Raw genomic sequence first — 12,444 nt, forward strand, 5'->3', positions numbered from 1 at the left:
CATCCATTTGTTATTGGTGATTACGCATTTTCTCCAAGTGATTGTTTTTGCTTTGTTGCTGCATTTACTTGTTCATCAGCATGGTAACTACTACGTACTAATGGACCAGCTTCACAGTGTTTGAAGCCTTTAGACATCGCAATTTTACGAAGCTTACCAAATTCTAATGGTGAATAGTATTTCTTTACAGGTAAATGTTTTTTCGTTGGTTGTAGGTATTGACCAATTGTCATGATATCTACGTTATTTGCGCGTAAGTCATCCATTACTTCAATAATTTCTTCTTCCGTTTCACCAAGACCTATCATCAACGATGATTTTGTTGGAATCTCTGGTTGCATTTCTTTTGCAAGACGTAGAAATTCTAGAGAACGATCATATGTTGCACGTGCACGAACTCTTGGTGATAAACGACGTACTGTCTCGATATTGTGATTCAAAATATCTGGCTTAGCATCCATTAAAATTTGTAAGTTTTCTTTTACCCCACCCATATCTGAAGGTAATACTTCAATTGATGTAAATGGATTTTTGCGGCGAATTGCACGGACAGTTTCTGCTAGTACACTTGCTCCCCCATCTTTTAAATCATCACGTGCTACAACTGTAATAACGACATGCTTTAAATTCATAAGTTGTACTGAATCTGCTACTCGTTCTGGTTCTGCTAGATCAAGTTCGTTAGGAAGACCTGTTTTGACTGCACAAAAGCGGCACGCACGTGTACATACATCACCTAGAATCATAAAAGTGGCTGTACGACGTTCACCCCAGCATTCGTGAATGTTCGGACACTTTGCCTCCTCACAAACCGTATGTAAATTCTTTTCTCGCATTAGTTTTTTTAGGCCTTTATATTCTTCACTCGTGTTTAGTTTTATTTTAAGCCAATCCGGTTTTCTAATATACTCTTCTTTTTTTGTTGGTTTACATGATGTCACAATCAGTCCGCTCCCATCAATTAAGCAAATTATTAAATCTATTACTGTTGTCAATTTAACATATTCAAGGTTTTCTCACAACCTTGGATTCCTCTTACATAAAATATCTACTGATTGTTTCCAGCTGGTGGTGGTGAATTCGTTGATGATGAGGGTGGCCCTGTTGGTAATGGAACTTCCATCGCCGGCTGCGTTGGTGATTGACCTTTTGAATATATATAAGGAACATTTCCTTTTAGAAAACTGATGGCTACAGGAATTTTTTGTTCAACCGTTGTTGCTTTACTTGCAAAAGGAACGATTATTTGTACGTTAACTGTAGTTCGCACACTAACCTGTACATAGGCATTATTAATACCGAATTCTACAATTTCTTTTTCTGCATTAACTTGTACATTCCCAATAACATGAAAACGAATTGGGATTTTTGGGCCTAAATTTCCGAGCAATGGCATACCTGTCGACAATCCAATAGGTACATTAAATACAATTCCTCCATCTTGTTCCATGGCACTAGAATCATACTCTATCTCTTCATATTTTGGTAAATGGTCCAAATTCCCCTTTTCTGCTTGTTCTAAATGTGATTGTACTAAAGTCTGCGTTTCAGACATAATACGGTTAATTACTTCCGCATTCAATTTAGTATCTGCCATTCCTTGATTTTCTCCGCCATTTTCGATCACTTCATTACTTTCTAAAACATTAGTCGTTCTTGAATTTATTGCTTTACTTATGACATATGAAGCGATTTTATTTGTCTCAACTTCAGCATATCGCATAAGTGTAGGCGTCAGTTGGACATTGATGTAATAAAACAATAATACAATACATCCCATTACACTAACTAACACTACTGGTAAAAGCCGAGAGCGTTTTCGAGCAAACAGATGTTTTCTTTTTTTCATTAGTCGCAAAAAGATACCTCCTAACCATTAATATGATTAGGAGGTGGCCATTATTCGACTTGCTCTAGATATTCAACTTCGACTTTTTCAACTGAAATATCTAATTGTTCAGCAAGTAAGACTTCATATGTAGCTTTTAGCATTTCTCCATTTTCTTCAAAAATCCGAACCCACGGGAGTTCTGCATGTTCCCTATTTTGCTTACAAACAATCCCTCTACGGCCATCTGATAATAGCAGGCATGTTCCATTCGGATAATACGCTACGCAGCGTCTAAATGCATTTACAACCTTCTCATCATATAAGGTACCACTACCCTCTTTAATAATGTCCATCCCTCGTGATGGGAGCATCTTTTTTCGATAAACACGATTTGAAGTCACCGCATCAAATACATCTGCCACAGCAATAATCTTCGCATATGGATGAATTTCAAAATCAAGTAACCCTCTAGGGTAGCCACTACCATCTAATCGCTCATGATGTTGAAAAGCACAATGTGCAGATAATAGTGAAATTGTATGTAAGTTCCGCAGTAAATCAAAGCCATATTTCGTATGCAATTTCATTAATTCATATTCCTCATTCGTAAATCGATCTGGTTTTTTTAGAGTTTCTTGAGGAATCATTATTTTTCCTACATCATGCAATATGGCACCAATTCCTATTTGTCGGATTTCTGTAGCATTGTAATGCATCTCTTTAGCAATAGCAATGGAATAAACTGCAACTTGTAGTGAATGCGTATAGATATAATTATCATAAAGAAAGGCATCACTTAATACAGTCAAAATCTCTTTGTTATTCATAATATTGTCAAACAAATCATCAATTATTGCAGAAAAGTGCTTTGTTTGTTGATCCAGACAATATGTGACATCCTTTCCCTTTAGATTTTTTAACTTGTTAAAAGATGATGTAATTTGATCTACTGCGTGTTGACGTACAGCTCTAGGTATAGCTTCTTTAATCTCAATATTTGCGGAAATTTTATCATCAATATATACATATTGAATATTTAACTGTTGTAATCGCCGGATAATATGATCCGATACTTTTACACCCTTTTGCAACAATGGTCTCTCAGCTTCATTCCAAATGGTTCTACCTATAACCATGCCCGTTTGTAAAACTTTTGTTGATATCAACCGCATGCCTTTTTCCCCAATCATCTAAAGAATCAAAATGCCTATATAAATGTATTAATCTTTACTTTTATTATAACTTTGTCCATATGAACTCAGAATATCACGTAAAAATTGTGGTAACAAGTACGTTTTTGACAAATTTTTAAATTGGGGGAAGAAATATCCGAACGTGAACATATCTAATGTTACTAACTTGTAAACCTTAGATTCATTTCCTTTTTCGCCATTTACTAGTAGTTCTCCTTCTGAATTAATGGAGCAACCATAGGTCAAAATTTTACCAAGTACTACACCTCTAAATCCTAATCCTTTCAATTCAGTTCTAGGCCAATCCAAAGATTGTTGTGCAATTTCTAATACTTCCTTCAGCTCTTGACCTGTCAATGTAATCACACAAGCATTAATTGGATGTGGTAAGCATTGATGTACATCAAATGCTGTGACCGTTCCCTTGGGTAAATCTCTCAAAAAAATCCCAGCATTAAACATTGCACAATCCGCTTTTGAAAATTCTAATAGACCTTTTGCAAAGAATCGGGATAATGTAGAATGATGATACCATTCTTTATTTAAATAATAATCTGCTTCAAAAACCGGATGATCTAATAGCGCTTTTCCTTTTTCTATAAGTGCACGATCGAATTGTTCTTCATCTCTAACAATTGGCAATTCAGAAGTTCTATAAAGTTCAGTCTGTTTATCAACAACGCTCTTATTATTCACATCAAAATGAATTTCGGTATGCCCAACGAAAAAGCCAAATTTCCCTCCACCTGTTAACAAGGTGTTTCCAACTAATTTACCTTCATGTAGTACATGATGCGTATGGGAACCAAAAATCACATCAATTTCAGGGCAAAGCACAGCTAACTGTTCATCCATATGAATTCCTAAATGGGACATACATAAAAGAATATCGACTAAAGGATGAATTTCGGTTGCGATTTCTTGCAATACAGGTAATGGATCCTCTATTTCCCAACCTAATGGCTCATAATATGTTCGAAATTCCGCTGTAGCCGCAATAACTCCAATTTTCGTTCCTTGTACAGTTTTATAAATTCGAAATGGTTTCGCCCATTCAGGAATATTGTTTTCAGTTTTCAAATTTCCTACAATGACATCAAATTTGGCATCATTATACAACTCATTTAAATCCGCTTTTGATAATGTAATCCCTTCGTTATTACCAATAGTGACTGCATCATATAACCCATCATTTAACAATTGTGTATTTCCTTTACCAACTGTTGCTTCTGTATAAATATGTGAACGGTCTATAAAATCGCCAATATCGAAAATATAACAACTATCACCTACTTCTTCATGCCACTTTTTACGTTCGGTCAATAATTTCTGTATTCTTGGCCAATAAGTGAAATGACTATGAAGATCATTTGTATGATATAAATGAATTGTTTCTAACATGAAAACACCTCTCTAGGCTCAGAATAATCCTTCATATATGGAGCGTATTCCGAGTAACAATAATATAATTCGTAATATAAATACTAACGTATTTGATTTGAGTTTCTTATTCAACGCTGCTCCTAATTTTGCACCAAAATAAGCTCCTGGTATTACCGGAATTGTATATAACCAAGGTACATTACCAAGATAAATATGGCTCGCTGAATTTACGATCGACGATAAAAATACCATGTACATTGATGTTGCGATAGCCACATGAGGTGGAAATAAAAATAAAATGATCATTGCTGGTACAATCATCGATCCTCCACCGATCCCAAATAAACCAGAGGCACAACCAATTACAAAATTTAATAATAAAGCGAACCAAATTGGGTAGCCATATACATAACTTTTACCATCCTTTGGATCAATAAAAGTTTGTTTCTTACCATGTTTTACAAACCACTGCAACGGTTTAATATGATCACGAATAAGTAATATGATTGCTAAAATAATAAGTAATATACCAAAGTATAAGTTAAAAGATGGCAAATCTATTCCTTTATTAATATAAGCACCTAAAATTGTACCTGGTGCACTTCCTATAAAGAAGATAAATCCACTCTTATAATCGATGGTTTTCGATTTCATATACGATAGTGTAGAAGCTAAACCTGTTGCAATCATCATTACTACTGATAATCCTACAACTTTTTGAGGAGTTAAGTCAGGTATCATTCCAAGAGTTAGTCCAATAAACAAAGTTGCAGGGACTAAAATTACTCCTCCGCCTAGTCCAATAAGTGCACCAATTAATCCTGAGCATACTCCGATTAGTGCCAATAAAATATATTCCATCGTTATTCTGCTCCTTCAAAAAAGTCTAATTGTTTTGGAGATAAGTTGTGGTATTCAATACCAAGCATTTTCTGTAATGTCTTTGCATTCCCTGCTGCATGATAACCAGAGTTATTATTAAATAAAACATAGACTTCTTTTGCAGCATTTTGTAATCCGGTGACTGTTTCTCTCAAACCAGCTAGCTCTTCTCTTGAATAATCATATAGAAAGCGAACTTTTCTCCATTGCTCGTTATTTCCTGGATTGCGCCAACCATATACATTTCGCCCATGTATACGCAATAATACCTTTTCACCAGTTGAAATTGGCACAAGAGGTACAGACCCTTCTCCTGCTTGCGGTTCATCACAAACCGTATGAAAAAGCGATTGCTGTTTCAAAAAATTTAGTGTTCCATCCATAAATTGTTCACTATACCAAGTACGATTGCGAAATTCGATTGCGATAGGAAATTCAACCAGCTGTTGCTTAATATATCGGATATATTGAACGTTTTTTTGTTGACAATCAAACCAGGGCGGAAATTGAACAAGAACAAGTGCTAATTTACCCGCCTTCTTAAATATATGTAATGATTCTTTAAAAGTATCGAACATTTCTTGCATATTACCGTAAGGATTTTCATCACGCAAATGCCCCGTCATTCCTTGATACGCTTTAACCACAAACTGAAAGTGCTTTGGTGTTTCCGTAATCCATTTTTGCACATTGGCTATAGATGGTATGGAATAGAAAGACGTATCTAATTCAACAATTGGAAAATGGCTACTATAATCAAACAATTTATTTCTTGACGTAGAAGTTTGACTATATAAACTTGGATGATCTCCCCATCCTGTTAAGCCGATATGTATCATTTCTCTTCCCCCTATTCCCTATTTGCTAAGTATATCCATCATATCATAGCTACTAGAAGGAACTATATTAATTGTATCAAGTAATTATCTAGAACGTAAAAAAGAGATATAACTGCAAATAATACATTGCTGTGTATATCTCCTTCATCTTATGGGTTAATATTTGTACCAAAACCGATTAAATAGCCATCTAAATCACGAATTGCAAATTCTCTTAACCTTTCTCCTTCAACAACGCTTTCTTTTGGATAATAGGCAAAAAGAGCTCCATGTAATTTCGCTTCCTTAAATAAACTATCTAATCTTTCTGCATTTTCCACATAACTAAAAACATTCCACAAATTCCGATTCGGTTTTACATCTTCAATTTTTTCCGCTTGCACTAACTTTATGGCTAATCCACAATCTTCACGAAAAAGAATACCATCATGATCTTCACAGCTTAATACTGTATGATAGAAGAGTTTTGATAATTCAATATCTGAAACAAGTAGTACACTAACGGATGACATTAAATGCATTGGAAACACTACACCTCATTATACATAGTTGGCATCATAGTTCTGAATTATCAGAACACTATATCTAGTATAGATTACCATGATTCTGTTATTATTTGTACGTTTATTATTTAAATTTCTAAAAAAACTCGGAAATCATTCTTCACGATTTCCGAGTTTTAGCGAAATGTGGTTCTAAGGTTAACCGATAGAGCCTTCCATTTCAAATTTGATCAATCTGTTCATTTCTACCGCATATTCCATTGGAAGTTCTTTTGTGAATGGTTCGATGAAGCCCATTACAATCATTTCTGTTGCTTCTTGTTCAGAAACACCGCGGCTCATCAAGTAGAATAATTGTTCTTCAGACACTTTAGAAACTTTTGCTTCGTGTTCAAGAGCAATTTGGTCATTCAGCACTTCATTGTATGGAATTGTATCAGAAGTAGATTGGTTATCCATGATTAACGTATCACATTCAATATTTGCACGTGCATTAATTGCTTTTTTACCAAATTTCACTTGACCGCGGTATGTTACATTACCACCGTGTTTTGAAATTGATTTAGACACGATTGTTGAAGATGTGTTTGGAGCTAAGTGAATCATTTTTGCTCCTGTATCTTGGTTTTGACCTCGGCCAGCAATAGCGATTGTTAAAGTCATACCACGTGCACCTTCGCCTTTTAAGATACATGCAGGGTATTTCATTGTAAGTTTAGAACCAATATTACCATCAATCCATTCCATTGTAGCACGTTCTTCACATGTAGCACGTTTTGTAACTAAGTTATAAACGTTATTAGCCCAGTTTTGGATTGTTGTGTAACGGCAAGAAGCATCTTTTTTGATGATGATTTCTACAACAGCACTGTGTAGTGAGCTTGTTGTATAAACTGGTGCAGTACATCCTTCAACGTAATGTACACTTGCGCCTTCATCAACAATGATCAATGTACGTTCAAATTGACCCATGTTTTCTGAGTTAATACGGAAGTAAGCTTGAAGTGGAGTTTCAAGTTTCACACCTTTTGGAACATAGATAAATGAACCACCAGACCATACAGCTGAGTTTAATGCTGCAAATTTGTTGTCTTGTGGAGGAATCGATTTACCAAAGTATTCTTTGAATAAATCTTCATTTTCACGAAGAGCAGAATCAGTATCTTTAAACACAACACCTTGTGCTTCAAGTTCTTCTTTCATGTTATGGTAAACAACTTCTGATTCGTATTGCGCTGAAACACCAGCAAGGTATTTTTGTTCTGCTTCAGGAATACCTAGTTTATCGAATGTTGCTTTGATTTCTTCTGGTACTTCATCCCAAGATTTTTGAGTTGCTTCAGATGGTTTTACATAGTAAGTAATTTCATCGAAGTTAAGTGCAGTTAAATCGCCACCCCATTGTGGCATTGGTTTTGAATAGAAAATGTCCAATGATTTTAGACGGAAATCTAACATCCATTGTGGCTCATTTTTCATTTTAGAAATTTCTTTAACGATTTCAGGAGTTAGCCCACGTTCTGTACGGAAAATGGATACGTCTTTATCATGGAAGCCGTACTCGTAATCGCCAATTTCAGGCATTTTTTTAGCCATTTTTTCTCCTCCGTTCTAGAGTGTTTAATCTATTATAAGTTCGATTCTTTAATACCTTTTTCCATTGCTTTCCAAGAAAGTGTTGCACATTTAATACGTGCAGGGAATTGAGAAACACCTGAAAGTGCTTCTACATCTCCAAGGTCTAGTGAATCATCATGTTCGTGACCCAGCATCATTTCTGAGAAGACATGTGCTAATTCAACAGCTTCTTTTGTTGTTTTACCTTTAATCTCTTGTGTCATCATAGAAGCAGAAGACATGGAGATTGAGCAGCCTTCACCTTCAAATTTTGCATCTACCACAACACCATCTTCTACCTGTAATGACAAGTGTATGCGGTCCCCACACGTAGGGTTATTCATATCGATTGAAACATTAGAATCATCAATAACACCTTTGTTACGTGGTTTTTTATAATGATCCATAATGACAGAGCGATATAGTTGATCTAGTTTATTCATTGACATTAGCAAAATACTCCTTCGCAGTGCGCAACCCTTCAACAAGTCGATCAATATCAGCTTCAGTATTATATACGTAGAAGCTAGCACGAGCTGTCGCTGTACATTCAAGCCATTTCATCAATGGTTGAGCACAATGGTGTCCTGCACGAACAGCAATACCTTCCATATCCAGTATTGTTGCAACATCATGAGGATGAACGCCATCTATATTAAATGTCACAAGTCCAGAGCGTTTCGTTGGATCATGTGGACCATAGATAGATACTCCATCTATTGCGCTTAATTTCTCAATCGCGTAACGAGATAAATTATGCTCATGTTCGATGATATTGTCCATACCAATTTCTTCTAAGAAATCAATAGCTGCGCCTAAACCAATTGCTCCAGCAATATTAGGTGTGCCACCTTCAAATTTATAAGGAAGGTCAGCCCATGTTGATTCATATAAGCCGACAATACTGATCATTTCACCACCAAAATCAAGTGGTTCCATATTTTCTAGGTGCTCTTTTTTACCATATAATACACCAATACCAGTTGGTCCACACATTTTATGTCCAGAGAAAGCTAAGAAGTCACAATCTAAATCTTGAACATCTGTTTTAAAATGTGGTACACCTTGCGCTCCATCAACTACTATAACTGCACCATGTGCATGTGCAACAGCAGCAATTTCTTTAATTGGATTTACAGTTCCAAGAACGTTAGAAGCAAATGCAATTGAAACAATTTTTGTTTTATCTGTAATTGCTTCTTTTACTTTGTCCATCGATAATGTGCCATCTGGATTCATATCAATATATTTAAGTGTTGCATTTTTTTCCTTCGCTAATTGTTGCCATGGAATTAAGTTAGAGTGATGTTCCATGTAAGTGATGACGATTTCGTCGCCTTCGCCTACATTTGCACGACCGAAACTTGCAGCAACCATATTTAAACTATCAGTAGTACCTCTAGTAAAAATAATTTCTTCAGTTGACTTAGCATTGATAAATTTACGAACTTTTTCACGTGCTCCTTCATAAGAATCTGTTGCACGGTTTCCTAATGTATGCACACCACGGTGAACATTAGAGTTTTCATTTTCATAGTAATGTTTAATAGCTTCTATAACTTGTATAGGCTTTTGCGTTGTAGCGGCACTATCAAGATACACTAGTGGATGACCATTTATTTCTTGATCTAAAATTGGGAAATAGCTTCTAATATCTGTTTTTATCATTAGCGAACTTTCCTTTCAATGACCTCCGTCAGTTGTTTTCTAACACCTTCGATAGGTAATTTAGTAACAACTGGTGCAAGGAATCCATGGATTACTAAACGTTCTGCCTCTGCTTTAGAAATACCGCGACTCATTAAATAATACAATTGAACTGAATCAACGCGTCCTACTGAAGCAGCATGTCCTGCTGTTACATCATCTTCATCAATTAATAGAATTGGGTTAGCATCACCACGAGCATCTTTGCTTAACATAAGTACACGTGATTCTTGTTCAGCATCAGCTTTTGTAGCACCATGTTCAATTTTACCAATACCATTGAAAATAGCACGAGAGGAATCTTTCATAACAGCATGAGTTAGAATATAGCCGTTTGAAGCTTTACCCCAGTGTCTAACTTCAGTTGTGAAGTTTTGACTTTGTTCTCCACGACCTACCACTACAGATTTTGCATCTGCATAAGAGCCATCGCCTTTTAAGTATGTGATATTTTCTGAAATTGTATCGCTATCATTCATCAAACCAAGAGCCCACTCAACTTTTGCATCTCGGTGTAAAATACCACGGCGATTTACATAAGTAGTGAAACCTTTTGCAAGAACATCAACAGCTCCAAATGTGACTTGAGCATTATCATTAGCGATTACTTCTGCAATAATATTAGCTTGTCCTTTTGCTTCTTCAACAGTAGAAAGATAGTTTTCTACGTATGTGACTGAACTGTTTGCATCTGCAACAACTAATACGTGATTGTATAATGAAGCATCTGCATTGTCATGTAGGAAGACAGCTTGAATTGGTTCTTCTACAATAACGTTTTTAGGAATGTATACAAACACACCGCCATTTACTAATGCTGCATGTAAAGCTGTTAGTTTATGTTGGTCTACTTTTACGCCCTCAGTCATAAAATATTTTTGAACTAGTTCGCTATGTTCGCGTGCTGCAGTTAAAATATCAGTCATGATGACACCTTGTGAAGCTAATTCTTCAGAAAGTTGTAAAAAAGCTGGTGTGTTGTTGTGTTGAATATAAACATTTTGTTGACCTTCAGTATTGACAATTGCTTTTACTTCTACCGGAAGTTCTTCTAAAGAAGCGAAAGTTGTACTTTCAACTGAGTGTGTAGGAAATTCTGTGAAATTCCATTTATCAACATTTGTTTTATCTGGTTTTACCATTGGTAGCGTTTCTACGTCCGCTAATGCACGTTCACGAAGCTCAGTCAACCAGCTAGGTTCATTGTTAGCTTCAGAGAAAGAGCGTACATCCTGAGCGGTTACTGATAATTTTGTTTCAACCGTCATGTTTGCTCGTCCTCCTTATTATGCTTCTTGTCCTGTTGTTTCTTCGTCTTCGATACCTAATTCTTTTTTAATCCAATCGTAGCCTTCAGCTTCAAGTTTTTCTGCCAATTCGGCACCACCAGAACGAACGACTTTACCTTGCATCATGATATGAATATGATCCGGAGTGATATAGTTTAGTAAACGTTGATAGTGAGTGATCATTAGGCAACCAAAGCCTTCACCACGCATAGCATTGATCCCTTTTGATACGACTTTAAGTGCATCGATATCAAGACCAGAGTCAATTTCATCTAAAATCGCAAATTTAGGTTTTAGCATCATTAATTGAAGTATTTCGTTACGTTTCTTTTCCCCACCAGAAAATCCTTCGTTTAAGTAACGTTGACCCATTTCTTCTGGCATTTCTAAGAATTCCATTTTTTGGTCCAATTCACGAATGAATTTCATAAGAGAAACTTCGTTACCTTCGCCGCGACGAGCATTAATAGCTGAACGTAAGAAATCTGCATTTGTAACACCAGTAATTTCTGATGGATATTGCATAGCTAGGAATAATCCCGCTTTAGCACGTTCATCTACTTCCATTTCAAGCACATCTTCACCATCTAAAGTGATAGAACCTGAAGTAACTTCATATTTTGGGTGACCCATGATAGCTGAAGCTAAAGTAGATTTACCAGTACCATTTGGTCCCATGATTGCATGTATTTCGTTTGTATTGAGTGATAAGTTAACACCCTTTAAAATCTCTTTTCCGTCGATAGCGACGTGAAGATCTTTAATGACTAATGTTGACATTCTATTACCTCCATTTAATTTCAATGAAATGAATGCTTACCCATTTCTAATTTAATATCATTCTAATTTTAGCTTAAAAAAAAGTCCTTTGCAAATCATTTGAAAATGTTTCTCAATTTAATCTTAGAATGTTGGTATATATCTATTCTGAAACCTATTATACTCGCTATTTCCAGTGTTTATTGAAAATAGATTGATTTTCAATAATAGACTCGTAATTGAGAATAGATTTCACTACGGCTGACGTAATAACTTAATTTCTTTGTAAATCAGCGTATCTTTATTATCAATACGATGCAATATTCTTATTTAGTTTTTAGACAAATGGATCGCTAAAACATCAAAATAATACCTTTTATTTCAGACCGTAAGACAAATTCGAGGGATTTTAAGTTTACCTACAAAAGACCGTTAATTTCC

The 12,444-nt window shown here is 35.6% G+C and carries 12 protein-coding genes; all 12 read right to left on the reverse strand.

What is annotated here, in order from left to right:
- Positions 1–20: 20 nt before the first annotated feature.
- A complete protein-coding gene (gene lipA, locus Q8X41_RS08350; RefSeq protein WP_397539769.1) occupies positions 21–941 on the reverse strand; it encodes a lipoyl synthase in 921 nt (306 codons plus the stop codon).
- A gap of 107 nt (positions 942–1,048) precedes the next feature.
- Positions 1,049–1,849 carry a sporulation protein YunB gene (gene yunB, locus Q8X41_RS08355; protein ID WP_397540229.1) on the reverse strand — a complete coding sequence of 267 codons (801 nt, stop codon included), beginning with the start codon at positions 1,847–1,849 and terminating at the stop codon, positions 1,049–1,051.
- A 50-nt stretch (positions 1,850–1,899) separates the two neighbouring features.
- Positions 1,900–3,003 (reverse strand): HD domain-containing phosphohydrolase, encoded by a 1,104-nt coding sequence (locus tag Q8X41_RS08360; protein ID WP_397539770.1) that lies wholly within the window; start codon positions 3,001–3,003, stop codon positions 1,900–1,902.
- A gap of 48 nt (positions 3,004–3,051) precedes the next feature.
- The gene (locus Q8X41_RS08365; protein WP_397539771.1) at positions 3,052–4,425 is read right to left on the reverse strand and encodes a bifunctional metallophosphatase/5'-nucleotidase; all 1,374 of its coding nucleotides are present in this window, start codon (positions 4,423–4,425) and stop codon (positions 3,052–3,054) included.
- An 18-nt stretch (positions 4,426–4,443) separates the two neighbouring features.
- A complete protein-coding gene (locus Q8X41_RS08370) occupies positions 4,444–5,268 on the reverse strand; it encodes a sulfite exporter TauE/SafE family protein (RefSeq protein WP_397539772.1) in 825 nt (274 codons plus the stop codon).
- 2 nt (positions 5,269–5,270) lie between these two features.
- Entirely contained in the window at positions 5,271–6,128 is an 858-nt protein-coding gene (locus Q8X41_RS08375; protein ID WP_397539773.1) for a DUF72 domain-containing protein, read from the reverse strand.
- Between the two features lie 149 nt (positions 6,129–6,277).
- Positions 6,278–6,649: a VOC family protein gene (locus Q8X41_RS08380; RefSeq protein ID WP_397539774.1), complete on the reverse strand. Its 372-nt coding sequence runs from the start codon at positions 6,647–6,649 to the stop codon at positions 6,278–6,280.
- Positions 6,650–6,829: 180 nt separating this feature from the next.
- The gene (gene sufB / locus Q8X41_RS08385) at positions 6,830–8,227 is read right to left on the reverse strand and encodes a Fe-S cluster assembly protein SufB (RefSeq protein ID WP_397539775.1); all 1,398 of its coding nucleotides are present in this window, start codon (positions 8,225–8,227) and stop codon (positions 6,830–6,832) included.
- A gap of 32 nt (positions 8,228–8,259) precedes the next feature.
- A complete protein-coding gene (gene sufU, locus Q8X41_RS08390; protein ID WP_397539776.1) occupies positions 8,260–8,697 on the reverse strand; it encodes a Fe-S cluster assembly sulfur transfer protein SufU in 438 nt (145 codons plus the stop codon).
- Positions 8,684–9,916, reverse strand: coding sequence for a cysteine desulfurase (locus Q8X41_RS08395; protein ID WP_397539777.1), 1,233 nt, complete (start codon positions 9,914–9,916; stop codon positions 8,684–8,686). Before Q8X41_RS08395 ends, sufU begins: the two co-directional genes overlap by 14 nt.
- Positions 9,916–11,223 carry a Fe-S cluster assembly protein SufD gene (gene sufD / locus Q8X41_RS08400; protein WP_397539778.1) on the reverse strand — a complete coding sequence of 436 codons (1,308 nt, stop codon included), beginning with the start codon at positions 11,221–11,223 and terminating at the stop codon, positions 9,916–9,918. Before sufD ends, Q8X41_RS08395 begins: the two co-directional genes overlap by 1 nt.
- 18 nt (positions 11,224–11,241) lie before the next feature.
- A complete protein-coding gene (gene sufC, locus Q8X41_RS08405) occupies positions 11,242–12,024 on the reverse strand; it encodes a Fe-S cluster assembly ATPase SufC (protein ID WP_397539779.1) in 783 nt (260 codons plus the stop codon).
- Positions 12,025–12,444: the final 420 nt, after the last annotated feature.

Origin of the sequence: Rummeliibacillus pycnus, assembly GCF_044359855.1 — a bacterium.
Lineage (GTDB): Bacteria > Bacillota > Bacilli > Bacillales_A > Planococcaceae > Rummeliibacillus > Rummeliibacillus pycnus_A.